General features: G+C 69.0%; 15 protein-coding genes. 7 read left to right on the top strand and 8 right to left on the bottom strand.

Annotated elements, in window-relative coordinates:
* The 3 genes from ACLFMY_RS05340 to ACLFMY_RS05330 form a co-directional block, all read right to left on the bottom strand.
* Positions 1 to 494, bottom strand: a 494-nt coding sequence (locus tag ACLFMY_RS05340) for a hypothetical protein (RefSeq protein ID WP_410763538.1), incomplete at its 3' end; no start/stop codon positions are given.
* 139 nt (positions 495 to 633) lie between these two features.
* The gene (locus ACLFMY_RS05335; RefSeq protein WP_410763537.1) at positions 634 to 1,632 is read right to left on the bottom strand and encodes an MBL fold metallo-hydrolase; all 999 of its coding nucleotides are present in this window, start codon (positions 1,630 to 1,632) and stop codon (positions 634 to 636) included.
* A 165-nt stretch (positions 1,633 to 1,797) separates the two neighbouring features.
* Positions 1,798 to 2,781, bottom strand: a complete 984-nt coding sequence (locus ACLFMY_RS05330) for an aldo/keto reductase (protein ID WP_410763536.1) — start codon at positions 2,779 to 2,781, stop codon at positions 1,798 to 1,800.
* Positions 2,782 to 2,866: 85 nt separating this feature from the next.
* Between ACLFMY_RS05330 and ACLFMY_RS05325 the strand changes: the two genes are divergently transcribed.
* Positions 2,867 to 3,304, top strand: coding sequence for a phosphate-starvation-inducible protein PsiE (locus ACLFMY_RS05325; RefSeq protein ID WP_410763535.1), 438 nt, complete (start codon positions 2,867 to 2,869; stop codon positions 3,302 to 3,304).
* A 58-nt stretch (positions 3,305 to 3,362) separates the two neighbouring features.
* Here the strand turns inward: ACLFMY_RS05325 and phoU are convergent, their stop codons facing one another.
* Positions 3,363 to 4,085 (bottom strand): phosphate signaling complex protein PhoU, encoded by a 723-nt coding sequence (gene phoU, locus ACLFMY_RS05320; protein ID WP_410763534.1) that lies wholly within the window; start codon positions 4,083 to 4,085, stop codon positions 3,363 to 3,365.
* 191 nt (positions 4,086 to 4,276) lie between these two features.
* On the opposite strand from phoU, the gene ppk1 reads away from it, so the two are divergent.
* The 4 genes from ppk1 (at position 4,277) to ACLFMY_RS05300 (ending at position 9,724) form a co-directional block, all read left to right on the top strand.
* A complete protein-coding gene (ppk1, locus tag ACLFMY_RS05315) occupies positions 4,277 to 6,352 on the top strand; it encodes a polyphosphate kinase 1 (RefSeq protein WP_410763532.1) in 2,076 nt (691 codons plus the stop codon).
* A gap of 116 nt (positions 6,353 to 6,468) precedes the next feature.
* On the top strand, positions 6,469 to 6,705 hold the full coding sequence (locus tag ACLFMY_RS05310; RefSeq protein ID WP_410763530.1) for a PP0621 family protein: 237 nt from the start codon (positions 6,469 to 6,471) through the stop codon (positions 6,703 to 6,705).
* Positions 6,684 to 8,348 carry a sensor histidine kinase gene (locus ACLFMY_RS05305; RefSeq protein WP_410763528.1) on the top strand — a complete coding sequence of 555 codons (1,665 nt, stop codon included), beginning with the start codon at positions 6,684 to 6,686 and terminating at the stop codon, positions 8,346 to 8,348. Before ACLFMY_RS05310 ends, ACLFMY_RS05305 begins: the two co-directional genes overlap by 22 nt.
* 5 nt (positions 8,349 to 8,353) lie before the next feature.
* Positions 8,354 to 9,724, top strand: coding sequence for a sigma-54-dependent transcriptional regulator (locus tag ACLFMY_RS05300; protein WP_410763540.1), 1,371 nt, complete (start codon positions 8,354 to 8,356; stop codon positions 9,722 to 9,724).
* A gap of 34 nt (positions 9,725 to 9,758) precedes the next feature.
* Here ACLFMY_RS05300 and ACLFMY_RS05295 read toward each other — a convergent pair whose 3' ends face one another.
* Positions 9,759 to 10,265, bottom strand: coding sequence for a SixA phosphatase family protein (locus ACLFMY_RS05295; protein WP_410763527.1), 507 nt, complete (start codon positions 10,263 to 10,265; stop codon positions 9,759 to 9,761).
* Between the two features lie 365 nt (positions 10,266 to 10,630).
* On the opposite strand from ACLFMY_RS05295, the gene ACLFMY_RS05290 reads away from it, so the two are divergent.
* Positions 10,631 to 11,155, top strand: coding sequence for an FHA domain-containing protein (locus tag ACLFMY_RS05290; protein WP_410763526.1), 525 nt, complete (start codon positions 10,631 to 10,633; stop codon positions 11,153 to 11,155).
* A 7-nt stretch (positions 11,156 to 11,162) separates the two neighbouring features.
* Entirely contained in the window at positions 11,163 to 12,872 is a 1,710-nt protein-coding gene (locus ACLFMY_RS05285; RefSeq protein WP_410763525.1) for a protein kinase domain-containing protein, read from the top strand.
* Between the two features lie 24 nt (positions 12,873 to 12,896).
* Here ACLFMY_RS05285 and ACLFMY_RS05280 read toward each other — a convergent pair whose 3' ends face one another.
* The 3 genes from ACLFMY_RS05280 to ACLFMY_RS05270 all read right to left on the bottom strand — a co-directional run bounded on the left by ACLFMY_RS05280 (position 12,897) and on the right by ACLFMY_RS05270 (position 16,864).
* On the bottom strand, positions 12,897 to 13,961 hold the full coding sequence (locus ACLFMY_RS05280) for a hypothetical protein (RefSeq protein ID WP_410763524.1): 1,065 nt from the start codon (positions 13,959 to 13,961) through the stop codon (positions 12,897 to 12,899).
* A 61-nt stretch (positions 13,962 to 14,022) separates the two neighbouring features.
* Positions 14,023 to 14,799 carry a PP2C family protein-serine/threonine phosphatase gene (locus tag ACLFMY_RS05275; RefSeq protein ID WP_410763523.1) on the bottom strand — a complete coding sequence of 259 codons (777 nt, stop codon included), beginning with the start codon at positions 14,797 to 14,799 and terminating at the stop codon, positions 14,023 to 14,025.
* Positions 14,800 to 14,974: 175 nt separating this feature from the next.
* Positions 14,975 to 16,864 carry an ABC-F family ATP-binding cassette domain-containing protein gene (locus ACLFMY_RS05270; protein WP_410763521.1) on the bottom strand — a complete coding sequence of 630 codons (1,890 nt, stop codon included), beginning with the start codon at positions 16,862 to 16,864 and terminating at the stop codon, positions 14,975 to 14,977.
* Positions 16,865 to 16,890: the final 26 nt, after the last annotated feature.

The following is a 16,890-nucleotide window of genomic DNA, read 5'->3' as shown; positions in this document are numbered from 1 at the left end:
TCGATCTTGATCTTCGTGTAGCCGCGCTGCGCGTAGGCCGCGGCGGTGACGAAGGTGTTGCCCACCTCGACCAGCGGCTCGACCAGATCGGCCTGGGTGATGCCCGCGCGCCGGCTGGCAATCGAGCAGACCTCCATGCGATCGATGCCGTCCAAGGCATGCAGCTCGGCCAGCTTCGTCTGGACCTCCAGGATCGTCTGGGCGTTATCGATATCGCGCTCGGGTGCAGCACGCGTGAGCAGACGCACCGCGCCACCCCGAAAGCCGAACACCATCCGCGGCGTCACTCCCTGACGCTCCAGGTCGCGATAGGTCTGCTCGATCACCGCGAGCCGGGCGAGCAGCGTATCCGGGTCGGCGGCGGTGACGTCCCAGAGGATGCGCCCTTCCTCGATGCCCTGCAACGCGTGCGAGTCGTCCGGTCGCGGCACGTCGCCCGCCACCGTCGGCCCGGCCAGCAGCATGAACGTCAGGCCCAGCATCAATCGGCGCATGAGCATTGCCTCCTAGTGCACGGTCGCGAGCGTCCTCGAAGTAAAGCTCATCGGCGGGCCGCTTCCAAGCCGTCACGCAAAAGAAAACCGCCCGCGGGAGGCCCGGGGCGGCTGTCGTTGCGACCGGTTGTCGGGTCGATCAGAACTCGAATTCCATCTTCTCGAAGACGCGCCCGGCATTGCGCGCGGCCAGCTCGTCGTAGGTGTGCCAGTCGGAGAACTGGCTCTGGTCGAGTTCGTAGGCATCCTGCAGTGTGCCGCCCTCGTCGATGATCTTGCCGATCTCGGTTCGGAGGAACTCGAGGTAGTCCGCGGTGTAGTGCTCGACCGTCTCGAGGTCGGTGGGCCCGCCGTGCCCCGGGATGATGGTCTTGCCCTCGGCGACCTCGGCGAATTTCGGCCAGGTCTCCAGCCAGGCGGCGGTATCGGTGTACTCGAAGATCGGCAGCATGCGGACATTGAAGGCCATGTCGCCGGCGATCACGACGTCGCGCTCGGGGATGACCACCGAGATGTCACCCGGAGAGTGCGCCTCGCCGAAGTAGACCACTTCCGCGGTCAGGCCGCCCAGGTCGAGCTCGATGCGGTCGTCGAAGGTGCGGCTGACCGGGACCGCCTCGTCGGTGCCCTCGGCCTTCTCCTCGGCGATGTCCTTGAGCTGGTCGAGATACTCGGCGGCATGGTCGTCGTAGTACTCGGCGGCGTCAACGTGCGCGATCACCTCGGCACCCTGGTCGATCCAGTAGCCGGTGGCCATGGCCGAGTGCAGCTGGCCGTTCTCGTTGACCACGTACTTCACCGGCACGTCGGTCTGCTTCTTGATCTCCTCGTGCAGGGCCTCGGCGAGCTGGTAGGAGGCGCCGGCGTTCATCACCAGCACCGCATCCTCGCCGATGACGAACGAGAGATTGTTGTTGTGCAGCGAGTTCTCGTAGGTATACGGCTGCGTCGCGCCGATCGCCGACCAGACGTCATCGGTGACCTTCTGCGGCATGTCGTAGAGGATCGAGTCCGGGGCCTTGTCTTCCGGATTGTCGTCCTCGGCCAGGGCCGGGCCGCTCGTCAGGCCGACGGTCGCCAGCGCCAGCACGGCACCGCCGGCGACGTGGCGCGTTTCTCTCATCCATTCGGTCAGCATCTGTGTCCACTCCTTGCCTTTGGGCAATACCCGTGAGCATCTTGGGTTATTTGTTAGCGCGCTAACCATCTCGCCGTTACCGCGGGAAAACAACCCCCTGACCATTCAGGTTTTTGATTCGGGAGCACATGCGCTAATGAACATTCAACCAACCTGTTGAGCGTATCAGTTCCAGTCGAGTCCGCCTCGCGTCTGCCAATAGACCCCGGCCGGCTCGGCCAACCCGGCCAGCTCCGGGCGGTCCGCCGGCGAAAGGGAGACTTCCGCCGCCTGGAGGTTGGCGACCAGTTGCCCCTCGTTGCCCGCACCGGAAAGCACCATGTCGACGAAAGGATGGTCCAGCAACCAGGCGATCGCGATCGCATCCCGCCCGACTCCGTGCCGGGCGGCCACGACATCCAATGCCTGCATGGCCGCGGCATCCTCGGGCCGCTCGTTGCGAGCGGTGAGCCGGCCGTTGGCGACGGCTTCCTTGACGATCACGGCCATGCCGGACCCGCTGGCGCGTTCCAGCTGACCCAGCACCGAAGGCTCGAGCAGGTTGGCGGTCGCCTGCACGGCATCGAACAGGGGGCGACCGTCGATCTCGACATCCATGGCCCGGGCAAGCGTCTCGGCCTGGGCGGGGCCGCTGGTGGTCAGGCCGACAGCGACGCCCCGGTCACGCAACTCGCCGAGGCGTTCGAGCACGGCGGCATTCTCCAGCACGCCGGAGTCGAGGGTGGCGGAGTGGATCTGGTAGAGATCGGGCGGACCGCCAAGCGCCGCGAGCGTCTCGCCCCACTGGCGGTCGAGCACCTCGCGGCTGTGCTCCTTGACCTCGTGGACATCTGCCTCGACCTGCCAGCCGGCGGTGTAGGTGTAGCCCCACTTCGAGCCGACCACGGGCCGCTCGCCCGTCGGGCGCCGCGCCAGCCAGTCGCCGAGAAAGGCCTCGGCCTGCCCGTAGGAGCGGGCGGCGTCGACATAGCGCAGACCGTGCCGCCACGCCACGTCGAGCATCCGGTGGCAGTGCGCGCGCATGGCGTCGACATCCCGGCTGCCCGGCATGTCCTGGCCGTGACCGAGGTTGATGTAGCCCGGTCGCCCTAGGGCGGCAAGCCCGAGGCCGATCCGCGGGCGAGGCAGGGTCAGTCGCTTGTTCGGCATGAGCAGTGTCTCGACTCGTCGGTTATAAGTGTGAGGGGGCAGGGAACATCCATGTCCACCCGTCGGACAGCAGAGGGAGGCTAGCATGCAGCGATTCCGCATCACCCATCCGATACACAGCGTGGTCAAGGGACTGGAACTGTTCGGCCTGATGGTCGTCCTGGCGGCCACCTTCGTCGCCGGCTCCCAGGCCGTCTGGGAGATGATCGCCGACCGTCACGTCGACCTCGCCGACCTCCTGCTGCTGTTCCTGTACCTGGAGGTGCTGGCCATGATCGGGGCCTATCTGCACACCGGCCGCCTGCCGATCCGCTTTCCCATCTACATCGGCATCATCGCGCTGGCGCGCTACCTGGTGCTGGAGGTCAAGGACCTGGATGCCTGGAAGATGCTGGCGGTGGGCGCAACGATGCTGATCCTGGCGTTCACCGTGCTGGCCCTGCGCTACGGCCACCTGAAGATGCCCTATCCGGAGAACGACGTGGAGCACGACGACTCCCACCGGCCGGGCCGGTTCGACTGACGACCGAAACGAAGAAAGCCGGCAAATGCCGGCTTTGTGCTCGCGAGACCGCGTTCGGTCAGATCTGGGTGCGCTCCTTGGCCTCGTCGCGTTCCTCGCGGTGGGTCTCGACCCCCTTGTGCTGAAAGATGACGTATTCGGCGATGTTGGCGCAATGATCGCCGATGCGCTCGATCGCGCGCATGCAGTAGAGCATCCGCAGGCTGAGATCGCCCTTCTCCGGGTTCTCGGCCATGAAGCCGAGCAGGACGTCGTGGACCATGTTGTACTCGTGGTTGACGTGCGTGTCGCGGCGGATGATTTCCTCGGCGGCGACATGGTCCTGGCGCACGAACGCGTCCAGCGCGTCGTGCAGCATGCCCTTGACGATCCGCCCCATCACCCGGAAGTGGGTGGCGAAGGCGGTGGACTGGAGCGTCGGGCCGACCTCCTCGGCGATGCGCGCGAGCTTTTCGGACTTGTCGCCGATGCGCTCGAGGTCGGTGATCGCCTTGACGATGGCCATGATGGTGCGCAGGTCCCGGGCGGCGGGCGCGTAGCGGGCGATGATGTGGATCGCCAGTTCGTCGATGGACGTCTCCAGGCGGTCGATCTCGTAGTCCTGTTCCATCGCGACCCGGCCGCGTTGGGCGTCGCCATCGAGCAGGTAGGCCAGCGCGTCGTCGAAATGCTGTTCGGCCACGCCGCCCATGTTCATGAGCAGCGACCGCAGTGCCTCGAGATCGTCGTCGTACCGGGTCAGCGTATGCGGCGTCAGCGTGGGGGTGTCTTGCTGTGTCATTTCCCTGAACTCTCCTGTGGGCCCGTGGCGGGCGTTTCCGGCTTGTCTCGCCCCGGCTGCTAGGGTTTACTCGTGGGGCGAGGCGGTTTCATTGCCCCGTCATGCCCGGCGGGCAGACTGGCATCATCCGCCGGGCACGGGACCGGGCCGGTCAAATGCACCTACTCTAACCGACTTCACGTTGCAGAATAATGACGAACACCACCGATACGCCACTGCCGTTCATCAACCGCGAACTGAGCCTGCTCGGATTCAACCGCCGGGTGCTCGAACTGGCCCAGGACCGGAAGGTCCCGCTCCTCGAGCGACTGAAATTCCTCTGCATCTCCTCGTCGAACCTCGACGAGTTCTTCGAGGTGCGGGTCGGCACGCTCACCCAGCAGGTCCGTGCCGGCATCAGCCGGCCGGATGACGCCGGGATGTCCCCGCAGCAGCAGCTCGACCAGGTGCTCGAGCAGGCCCATGCGCTGGTGCACGACCAGTACGAGGCCCTCAACCGCGAGATCATCCCGGCGCTGGCCGAGGAGAACATCCATTTCCTGCGCCGCACCCACTGGACCGAGGCCCAGGCGCTGTGGGTCAAGCAGTACTTCCGCCGCGAACTGCTGCCGCTGCTGACCCCGCTGGGCCTCGACCCGTCGCACCCCTTCCCGCGCATCCTCAACAAGTCGCTGAACTTCATCGTCTCGCTGGAGGGCAACGACGACTTCGGTCGCGAGGCCTGGCTGGCGATCGTGCAGGCGCCCCGCGCCCTGCCGCGCATCATCCAGATGGACGCGGACGCGGCGGAGGGCCCGTCGAGCTTCGTCTTCCTCAGCTCGATCATCCACGCCCACGTCCACGAACTGTTCCCGGGGATGACCGTGACCGGCTGCTACCAGTTCCGCGTCACGCGCAACAGCGACCTGTCGGTGGACGTGGACGACGACGAGGACCTGCTGCAGACCCTGCAGGGCGGCCTGTTCGAGCGCAACTACGGCGATGCGCTGCGCCTGGAGGTCGCCGACAACTGCCCGCCGGACATGATCGACTTCCTCTGCGAGCGTTTCGGCCTCGACGAGCGGCAGGTGTTCCAGGTACACGGGCCGGTGAACCTGCACCGACTGATGGCGCTGCCCAACCTGATCGACCGTCCCGAGCTCAAGGATCCCCCGTTCACCCCGCGGCTGGACCCCGAGTTCGACCCGGACCGGGACATCCTCGAGACCATCGCCCAGCAGGGAAGCGTGCTGCTGCACCACCCGTACCAGTCCTTCATGCCGGTGGTGGAGTTCGTCCGCCAGGCGGCCGAGGACCCCATGGTGGTGGCCATCAAGATGACGCTCTACCGCACCGGCAAGGACTCGGCCATCGTCGATGCCCTCGAGGCGGCGGCGCGCGCCGGCAAGGAGGTCACCGCGGTGGTCGAGCTGCGGGCGCGCTTCGACGAGGAGGCGAACATCAACATCACCACGCGCCTGCAGAAGGCGGGGGCCTACGTCGCCTACGGCATCGTCGGCTACAAGACCCACGCCAAGATGACGCTGGTGGTCCGCCGCGACGGCAACCGGCTCAAGCGCTTCGTCCACCTGGGCACCGGCAACTACCATCCGGGCACCGCGCGGTTGTACACCGACTTCGGCCTGATGACCGACGACCGCTTCATCGGCGAGGACGTCAACAAGCTGTTCATGCAGCTGACCGGACTGGGGCGCGGCATCCGGCTCAAGCGGCTGCTGCAGTCGCCGTTCACCCTGCACGACGGCATGCTCGAGCGCATTCGCCGCGAGACCGCCCATGCCCGTGCCGGGCGCAAGGGCCTGATCCGCGCGAAGATGAACGCGCTGATCGAGCGCCGCGTGATCGAGGCGCTTTACGAGGCCTCCCAGGCGGGGGTGCGGGTCGAGCTGGTCATCCGCGGCGTCTGCTGTCTCCAGCCGGGCATCCCCGGGGTCTCGGAGAACATCCACGTCCGCTCGGTGATGGGGCGCTTCCTCGAGCACCCGCGCGTGTTCTACTTCCACAACGACGGCGACGAGGAGCTGTTCCTCTCCTCCGCCGACTGGATGCCGCGCAACTTCTTCGCCCGCGTGGAGACGGCCTTCCCCGTCGACACCCCGGAGATCCGGGCACGGGTGATCGACGAGGCCTTCGAGCGCTACATGCGGGACAACACCGGGGCATGGGAGCTCACCGCCGAGGGCGAGTACCGCCGCATCGCGCCCGCCGGCCGGCAGAAACCCTTCAACGCCCAGCAGTCGCTGATCACCGACCTGGGCCGGGGCTGAGCCGACGCCCCGAAGCCCGCCCGGGCGGGCCGGCCCCGCCGGAGGTTGGGCCCGGGGCCCGGCCAATGCGATACTCTGCCGAACGTCACCCCCGGACCCAGGCCCGCCGAAACCCCATGCTCAAGCTGCTCTTCTGGCTCGTCGTCGCCCTGATCATCGGGCTGCTCTTCGCCATCCGCAACGCCAACCGTATCCGTGCGGAGCAGAAGGCGCGCGAGGAAACCCGTGCGCTGGACTCCGTGCGCTGCGCCCAGTGCGGCGTCTTCGTCCCCGAAGACAAGGCCGTACGGCGCGACGGGCAGGATTTCTGCAGCTGGGAGCATGCCGACCAATGGCACCGCGAACACCACTGATCAGCCCGGCCGGGGCGGAGAACTGGCGCGGACTGCGGCTGGCAAACGCCTACCGACTGCTGCTCGCGCTGGCGCTCACCGCGGCCGCCATCACCGACCAGGGTCCGGCCATGTTCGGCCAGACGGCCCCCTCCCTGTTCATGGTCACGGCCTGGGCCTACCTGTTCCTGGCCATGGCCTTCGAGTGGCTGCTGGAACTGCGCGTGCTGCCGTTCCGACCCCAGGCCCACCTGCACACGGTCGGCGATCTCGCCTGCCTGATCCTGATCGCCTATGCCTCGGGCGGCCCGCAGGGGCCGATCGCGCTGGCGCTGGTGATCGCGGTGGGGATCGCCGCCGTGCTGCACGGCGGACGGGCTGCCATCGGCTACGCCGCCGCCGGGGGGATACTGGTACTGGGCGAGGCGGTCTATGCCTCCTGGTTCCAGGCGGACGCCGACCACATCACCAATTCGGGGTTTCTCGGCGCGGCCCTGCTGCTGATCACCGTGCTGGTGATCGCCTTCGAGCGCCGGGCGGCCGCCTGGGAGCAACGCTCCCAGACGCAGGAGCAGGAGGTCCGCTATCTCTCCGAGCTGGCGCTGCGCGTGATCGACCAGACGGACAACGGCATCGTGGTCTCCGATCCCGACGGGGGGATCGAGTACATCAACGACGCCGCCCGCCGGCTGCTGCGCAGACCGGAAGGGGACGGGACGGACGAGGAGGTGAACCCCAACGACCTGGGCGAGATCTGCCCGACGGTCCTCGAGGCGCTGCAGTCCTGGCACAACGGCACCGGGCCGCAGCTGGCGGACCTCGACCACCCGCGCCGCATCCGGGCGAACTTCCACCGCATCGAGACCGCGCTGGGCCCCCGGGCCCTGGTCCTGCTGCTGGATCTAACCGCGGAGGACGAGCGCGTCCGCCGCGACAAGCTCGCCGCACTCGGGCGGCTGATCGCCTCGATCGCCCACGAGGTGCGCAATCCGCTCTCGTCGATCCGCCAGGCCGCCGAACTGCTGCCCGACTCGGACACCCCGGAGGAGCGTGAACAGCTCACGGCGATCATCACGCGCCACAGTGACCGCATCAACCGGCTGGTCGAGGACGTGCTGGGCGCCGCCCGGGCCCCGGCGGTCCACCCGCAGCCGGTCGACCTCGGCGAGTGGCTGACCCAGTTCGTCGCCAGCCGCCGGCAGCGGTGGCAGAATGCCGACCCGGCGCCGGAGATCGAGGCGAGGCTCCCCGACGAGGCCGCCGGGGTGCTGGTCGACACCACGCACCTGTGGCAGATCATGGACAATCTCTGTGACAATGCCGAGCGCCACGGTCGCCCCGAGGACGGCCGGCTGGCGATCGCGATCACGCTGGCCCCGGCGAGCGGTGACGCCTGGCAGCTGCGGGTCTGCGACAACGGTCCGCGCATCGAGGCGGCCCATCGCGACGCCCTGTTCGAGCCGTTCTTCACCACGCACTCGCAGGGCACCGGGCTGGGCCTGTTCGTCTCGCGGGAACTGGCGCTGGCCAACCGGGGCGAACTGGCCCTGGAAGACCCCGACCGCGTGCCGGAGCGGACGGGGAACTGCTTCGTCCTGACGCTGCCGGCCGACGGCGGGGCGCGCGAGGCCGAGGACACCACCCAGACACAAGGAAAGGAATGACCAAGATGGGCAGCTGCCTGATCGTCGACGACGAACCGGACATCCGCACCCTGGTCGCGCTCTTCATGAAGCGCGAGGGGGTGCCCACGCTGGAGGCGGCCACCCTGGACGAGGCGAGGGAGCAGCTCGAAGCACACCCCGAGGGGATCGACCTCTGCCTGGCGGACATGCGGCTGCCCGACGGCAACGGTCTGGACCTGGTCGACGAGATTCGCCACAGCCGCCCGCAGCTCCCCGTGGCCGTGATCACCGCGCACGGCCAGGTCGAGGCCGCCGTGCGGGCACTGAAGGCCGGCGCCTTCGACTTCATCAACAAGCCCATCGAGCAGGACACGCTGCGCCGTCTGCTGCGCGACGCCCGCAACCTGCAACCGGCCTCCGAGGCGTCCACGACGAACCGGACGGCGCCCACGGCCCCGCCCGAGACCGGCGACTCGCCGCTAATCGGGCGCTCGAAGGCCATGCGGCAAATGCGCGAGATGATCGGGAAGCTGGCCCGTTCCCAGGCGCCGATCTTCGTCCAGGGCGAATCCGGCACCGGCAAGGAACTGGTCGCCCGCGAGATACACCACCACAGCAGCCGCGCAAAGGGGCCGTTCGTCCCGGTCAACTGCGGCGCAATTCCCGACGAGCTGATCGAGTCGGAGCTGTTCGGCCACCAGAAGGGTGCCTTCACCGGCGCCAACCGGGACAAGCCGGGGCTGTTCCGCTCCGCCGAGGGCGGCACGCTCTTCCTCGACGAGATCGCCGAGCTGCCGCTCAACCTGCAGGTCACCCTGCTGCGGGTGCTGCAGGAGCGGCGGGTCCGCCCGGTGGGGGCGGCCCAGGAAGTGCCCGTGGACGTGCGCATCGTCTCCGCGTCGCACCAGGACCTGCACCAGGCCGTCGCCGAGGGCCGATTCCGCCAGGACCTCTTCTTCCGCCTCAACGTGATCGGCCTACGGGTCCCGCCCCTGCGCGAGCGCCTCGACGACCTGCCCGAGCTTGCCGAGGCCATCGTCGCCCGGCTGGCCGCACGGGACGGCCGCGCGGTGCCCGAGATCGACCCGGAAGTCATCCACTGGCTGGCCGGGCAGTCGTTCCCGGGGAACGTGCGCGAGCTCGAGAACCTGCTCGAGCGCGCCATGGCCCTGACCGACGGCGACCGCATCACGGTGGACGCCGTGTCCCCCGACCCGATGCTGGCCGGGGGCGACCAGGGAACCCCGGCAGCCAACCTGGCCGCCTGCCCGGGCTTCATCCCGGAGAACGACGAACAGCGCGAGGTGGTCATGGCACTGCAGCAGACGCGCTGGAACCGCAGCGAGGCGGCCCGCCAGCTCGGCATGACCCTGCGTCAGCTGCGCTACCGACTGCAGAAGTGGGGCATCGAATAGCTTTCAGCTTCAGGCTGTCGGCTTCAAGCTTTTTTCAATCCGCCAATGCCCGCAGCACGGCCGGCGGCAGGGCCCAGACGAGCTTGCCGTTGCCGTAGCCGACGGCGTTGTCGAACCGGATCAGCATCATCCCGCCCTTCTTCAGCGGCATGTTGCCGCTGGCCCGTCCGGCAATGAGGCATTCGCAGATCTGGCCGAGATTCGGCTCGTGACCGACGACCGCCATGCCGTCCACCCGCGGCTGCTTTCGCAACCAGTCGACGGCCCGCTCCACGGGGGCATCGGGGGCGAACACCCCTTCCCGCTCGCTCTCGCGGACCTCGAGGGCCGGGGCGACGATCTCGGCGGTCTGGACCGCGCGCACCGCGGGGCTGGAGATCAGCCGCTCGACGGGCAGGGCCAGCGTGGTCAGCCCGCGGGCGGCCATCTTCATCCGCTCGATACCTCGCCGGGTCAGCGGGCGCTGCTCGTCGGGCAGCCCTTCCCGGGCGAATTCCTCGCGCTCCTGCGCGGCGGCGTGTCGAATGATCAAGAGATCCATGTTGGTTCGGTTCCCGCGTGGCGGCCACCGGCGCGCTCGGCCGATGGCGTGAATGAGTCCGGCATCCCGGTCGAACGCGCATGCCGCCGCCCTGCGCCAGGACGACGGGCGGCTCGCCATCCCGGCACGACCGCCGGGTTCGTTCGAGGCCTTCGGTCCGGCAGGGTGCCCATGGCAGACTACCGGATCATGACAATGTGACCCGGCTGCCGGACGCCGGTTCGTCGCACTTCATATACGCTATAGTAGAACGGCCGCGGACACGTCCCCGGCTTCGCTCTGCATGGAGATGACAGCATGAGAACGGGACTCCGCCGGACCGGGCTCCCGAGACCTCATCCAATCGACCGGAGAAGGAAGCACGCATGGAAGGCAATCGACAGGCCGAGACAGGCAGGACCAACCGTTCGGCAGGACCACAGGGAACGATGCTGTTCCAGGCCGACACCCTCCAGACCCGGGCCGGGGAAGCCGAGTCCCGCCAGGACAGTCGCGCCACGGTGGCCGAACCGATCATCGAGGGCCGCAGCCCCGGCATCGAGGGGCGGCGCTTCACCCTGCGCGCGGGCCGGCAGACCATCGGTCGCCGCGGCAACAACGACATCGTCCTGGACGATGCCTCGGTGTCCTCGTCGCATGCATGGATACTCAACCAGCAGGGTCACCATGTCATCATGAACATGCTGTCGACCAACGGCACCTTCGTGAACGACAAACGTGTCCACGAGGCCACCCTCAAGCACGGTGACCGCATCCGGCTGGGCCAGGCGGAATTCGTCTTCCTCACTCGCGAGGCGGGCGCCGGCCGCGTCGGACCACGTCACTGGCTGGTGGGCGGCCTGCTGGTCGCCGCCATGGCGCTGACGCTGTACCTGACCTACACCCCGTAGTCGGCCCATGGCGGAGACGGCCCTACCCGAGCACATCGGACGCTACCGCATCGAGGGGGTGCTCGGCGAGGGGGCGATGTCGATCATCTATGCCGGCTACGATCCCAGCATCGACCGGCACCTGGCCATCAAGTGCCTCAAGGACGAGTTCGCCCGGGACGAGTCCTATCGGCGCCGCTTCCTCACCGAGGCGCGCGCGGCCGGCACCCTCACCCACCCGAACATCGTCACCATCTACCACGTCGGCGAGGCGGAAGGCCGCCCGTACATCGCGATGGAGCGTCTCGCCGGGGACACGCTGGCGAACCGCGTGGCGCTGGAGGGCTTCCCCCCGATCGGGGTGGTCATCGAGCTGGTGGGACAGGTGGCCGCCGCCCTGGATTTCGCCCATCGCCACGGCGTGATCCACCAGGACATCAAGCCCGAGAACATCATCCTGGTCGAAGGCTGGAGCCACGCGAAGGTCAACGACTTCGGCGTGGCCCGATTGCACGAGGCGCCGCTGGAGATCGACGACGGCCTGGTCGCCGGCACGCCCAGCTACATGTCCCCCGAGCAGTTGCGCGGCCAGAAGACCGACGGTCGCAGCGACCTGTACTCGCTGGGCGTGATGCTGTACTGGCTGCTGGCCGGGCGCCTGCCCTGGGAGGAAACCGACGTCGACCGGCTGCTCCGGCAGCGCCTCGAAACGCCGCTGCCCCCGCTCACCCCGCGCGATCCGTCCACTCCCGACGTACTGGTCGAGATCACCCGCGGGCTGCTGCGGACGAACCCGGCGGCCCGCTACCAGCGCGGACACGAGGTGATCGACGACCTGCGCCATGCCCAGCGGGAGCTCGAGCGCCTGCGCGACGACCCGGTCGCCACGCGGATCATGCCGATGCGCATCCGCTGGGCCGGGATCCTCGGTGGCGTACTCGCGGTCACCCTTCTCGCCGGCCTGGCGGCGGTCTACGTCAAGCAGAACGAGGCCATCACGGGGCTGGCCGTCGACTACGGCGGGTCGCTGGGGCGCACCATCGCCAGCGAAGCGGCCGAGGACCTGCTGCTCGACGACCGGGTGGCCGTGCGGGCCCTGGTCCGGGACATGCGGCAGAACGACCAGATACGCCACCTGGCCATCGCCGATCGCGACGGCCAGGTGATTGCCAGCGACACGCCCGGGGAGATCGGGTCCACGCTGGGCGAACTGCCCGACGATCGCCGGCTGGAACTCCACGAGGACGCCCTGAGCCATGACGGCAGGGCGGCAAGGGAAGCGGGCGTGCTGCTGTTCGATGTCCCGATCCGCTACCAGTCGCACACGGTCGGAACGCTGCGGCTGGGCGCGAGCGACAATCGGCTGGAAGCGGCCAACCGCACCACGCTGGTATCGATGCTGGCCGCCTTGCTGGTGACGCTGGTGGTCGTGCTCGGTGCGGCCTACTGGCTGTTCCGGCGGCTGCTCACGCCGCTGGAGGTCCTGCGCCACGCCCTGCTGCGCGTGGCCCGCGGCGACACGGAGCACCGCATCCGGCTCGAGCGACGCGACGAATTCGGCGCGCTATTCGGGGCCTTCAACCTGATGAACGAAACGCTGGAATCCCGGCAGCCACCGCCGCGATCCGCGGACGTACCGGGCCGGCCGGCGGAGGGCGCCTCCGGGGCCGCACCGATGCCGACACAGGTGGTCCGGCCGGCAGGCACGGGGGAACCGGAAACGGAACCGACGCGCTGACCCCGGCACGATGCCGGGACGGGATCAGAGGCTGTCGAGGCGGCGCTGCAGTTCCCTGGCCCGTGCGCGGTAGGTGCGCGCCGGCTCGAAGTCGGGGTCGATCGACAGGACACGGTCCCAGAGATCGATCGCCTCGTCGAGGTCCTGGTTGCGGTAACGCAGGATCGCCTGCTCGTGGTGGCGATTGACCAGCCGCTCGCGCAGCTCCTCGGCCCGACTCCCGGCCGGTTCCAGGCCCGGTTCGATCGCCAGGGCGGCATCGAACCGGGCCAGCGCCTCCTCCTGCCGCCCGTCGTCGAACAGCGCCAGCCCTTCCTGCTGCAGGCGCTCGGCCTGGTCCGGCCCGGCATCGCTGTCGTCGGCCGTCTCGGCAACCGCGACGTCCTCGCGCGGCGGTTCGTTCACCGAAGGCAGGCGGTCTTCCGGCAGGGAGAGGGCGGCGACGGTCCGCCGGGTGGGCACCGGGGCCGCCGGCGGCTCGGCCATGGCCGGCTCGCCCTCGGGGGTCGGCTGGTCACCGTCGCCCTCCGCCGGCTCCTCGGAGCGGGGCTCCCCGGGCAGACGCAGCACTTCGCCCACCCGCAGGTCCGAGGGGTTCCGGGAATCGTTGTACCGTGCCAGGATCAGGAACAGGCCCGGATCCCCGAGACTGCGGGCGGCCAGCGCACTGTAGGAATCGCCGGGCTGGACCACGTAGCGGTACGACTCGCGCCCCAGCATGGCCTCCGGATCCTCGGTCAGCTGGCGCAGGACCGCGCGTGCCGCCATGTCGTCCGGATGCCGGTCGAGATAGCGGCTCAGCGCCCTTTCGCTGCCCTGGTAATCGCCCTTCTGCAGGTCGGCCAGGATCGCGTTCAGCGAACGCACGTCCTCGACCTCGGCCGGCTCGGGATCCGGCTCCGGCTCGCTGCCGACGAAACGGGCGAGCAGCCCGCCGGATTCGCCCAGGTCGCGCTTGATCTGCGCCTCGAACTCGCTGAACTGGGCGCAGCCGGACAGCCCCGTCGCGAGCAGTCCCGCGCCGAGCAGTGCCGCGCTCTTTCGCCAATGTCGCCTCGGCGGGGCCGAGCCCCTTCTCGGTGACCACATGCTTACGTATCCCTCGATTGGTCCCGGCGACAGACAACGGCCTGCCGCCATTCGGTCGTGTTCATCGGTTCGCGGGCCCGGGAAACCGGACCTGGCCGAGACATCGCTCCCAGAGCGAGGCCGGCGGGGTGGTCGCGAGGATCAGCGCGACGTTGTCGCCGGTCTCCCCGCCACGCGCCGTCGCCCGGGCAAGCCCCGAGCGCACGCCATCGAAGAGGTCCTCGGCCCGCAGCAGGCCGGCCAGTTCCCGCGTCGACAGGGTCTCCCAGATGCCGTCGCTGCACAGCACGAAACCCTGTCCCGGGCGGAGAGCGGCGTAGCCGTGATCCACCTCCGGGGGTTCCGCGCCGCCCAGCCCCCGCAGCAGCACGTGCTGGTCGGAGTCCGTGGCCAGGTCATCCATCGACAGCTCGCCGCGCTCGACCTTGAGACGGGCCAGGCTGTGGTCCTCGGTGCAGGACAGGCAGCGCCTGCCCTGGAAGTGGTACAGGCGGCTGTCGCCGACGTGGGCCCAGTAGGCATGCTCGCCCCGCATGAGCAGGGCGACGACGGTGGAATGGGGCTCGCCATCCACCCAGGCGTTGCGGCGACGGATCTCGGTGTGCGCCTCCTGGCAGAGGGTCTCGAGGAAGAGCGCGCCCGGCTGTTCCTGCCAGACCCGCTCGTCCCACAGCTCCCGTGCCGCGTGGATCACCCCGCCCGAGGCCAGTTCGCCGGCACCGTCGCCGCCCATGCCGTCGGCCAGCACCATCAGCCGGGTGTTCTCGCGACGATCGTGGAAGCAGATCAGGTCGTCCTGCTGCGTTGGACGTCCGCCCCGGGCCCGTCCGCATGCCATGCGGGGCAGCTCCCTGATCTCCGTGTCGACATCCATATCCGTTCCCCCGGGGAGGCTCCTTCGCCTCCGCCACGCCATCACCCCACACCCGCCGGGCACATGGAACGCAGTATAGACGCCGCGGCACGGCAACCGGAAACGCGACACGGCTGATCCCGCCGCAGTCCGGGCGCCGTCAGCCGGCCTCCTCCTGGCGCTCCAGCCAGTCGGACTCCAGCGCCTCGAGCCGCTGGCCGACCTCCGCACGTTCCTGCTGCAGGCGCGCGACGTCCTCGTCGTGCTGGCCGTCGTAGAGCACCGGGTCGGCGAGCGCCTCGTCGACCGCCTTCAGCCGCCGCGCCGTCTCCTCCAGGTCGGCCTCGAGCTTCGCCAGTTCGCGCTCGCGCTGCTTGCCGGCCTTGTCCCTGGGCTTGCCCCAGGTCTTCCTGTTCGCGGCCTTCGCCGGCTTGGCCGGCTTCTGCCCGGCCTGCTCGCGGTTGTGCGCGCGCCGTCGCTCGGTCACCGCCCGGCGATAGTCGTCCAGGTCCCCGTCGAAGGGCACCGCCGCGCCATCACGGACCCACCAGAAGCGGTCGCAGACCAGCTCGATCAGGGTCTTGTCGTGGGAGATGACCAGCAGGGCGCCGTCGAAGGCCTGCAGGGCCTCGGCCAGCGCCTCGCGCATGGCGAGATCCAGGTGGTTGGTGGGTTCGTCGAGGATCAGCAGGTTGGGCGCCTTCCACACCAGCAGGGCCAGCGCGAGACGCGCCTTCTCGCCCCCCGAGAACGGCGCGATCGGCTCGAAGATGCGATCGCCGACGAAGCCGAAGCGACCGAGGAAGTCACGCAGCTTCTGGGTGGTGCCGCTCTTGCCGGCGACCCGTTCCAGGGCGATCAGCGGCGTGTCCCGCGGGTCGAGCTGGTCGAGCTGGTGCTGGGTGTAGTAGCCCACCTGCACGCCAGGGGCGACGAAGCGCTCGCCATCGAGCCAGGTCTCGCCGCCCTCGGCGATCACGCGGATCAGCGTGGTCTTGCCCGCACCGTTCGCGCCCAGCACGCCGATACGGTCGCCGGCGCGGATCTGCAGGGAAACGTCCGCGAGCAGCGGCTTGTCGTCGTAGCCGATGGCGACGTCCTCGAGCGTGACCATCGGGTCGGGGGCGCGCTTCGGTGTCGGGAAGTAGAAGGAAAAATCGTCCCGGTCGGCGTGGCTCGCGGCGATGGTCGGCAGCCGTTCGAGCGCCTTGACCCGGCTCTGCGCAGCGCGCGCCTTGGTGGCCTTGGCGCGGAATCGGTCGATGAAGCCCTGCAACCGCTCGCGCTCCTTGGCGATCTTGTCGGCCAGCGCGGCGTTCTGCGCCAGGCGCTCCGCGCGCATCGCCTCGAAGTCGCTGTAGTGCCCGGTGTAGAGGTTGAGCTTCTGGTTCTCGATGTGCGCGATGTGCGTGCAGACGTGGTCCAGAAAGTCGCGGTCGTGCGAGACCACGATCAGGGTGCCCGGGTAGTTGACCAGCCAGTCGGCCAGCCAGAACACCGCGTCGAGATCGAGGTGGTTGGTCGGCTCGTCGAGCAGCAGGATGTCGGAGGGCGCGATCAGGGCGCGGGCGAGGTTCAGGCGCATCCGCCAGCCGCCGGAGAAGCTCGAGACCGGGTTGTCGATGGCCTCGGGCGCGAAACCCAGCCCGTCGAGCAGTCGCGCGGCCCGCGCCCGGGCGGTGAACCCGCCCACGGCGTCGAACTCCGGGTAGAGCTCGGCCAGCCGCATGCCGTCATTCTCCGACTCTGCCTCCTGGATGGCGGCATTCAGCCGCGCATAGTCGGCATCCCCGTCGAGGACGTAGTCGACCGCGGAGGTTTCCAGTGCCGGGGTTTCCTGCTCGACCGTGGCCATGCGCTGACCACCGGCCCACTCGATGTCACCGGAATCCGGGGCGAGCCGGCCCTCGAACATCGCCAGCAGGCTGGACTTGCCGGTACCGTTGCGCCCCACCAGGCCCATGCGCTGGCCCGGCAACAGGGTGAGATCGGCGTCCTCGAGCAACAACTGCGTGCCGCGACGAAGGGAGACGGACTTCAACTGGATCATGTGGTCTCCAATCGGAATCGACGCCG

This window comes from Guyparkeria sp., assembly GCF_046545975.1.
Classification (GTDB): Bacteria; Pseudomonadota; Gammaproteobacteria; order Halothiobacillales; family Halothiobacillaceae; genus Guyparkeria.
This window is presented reverse-complemented; position numbering and strand designations above follow the sequence as displayed.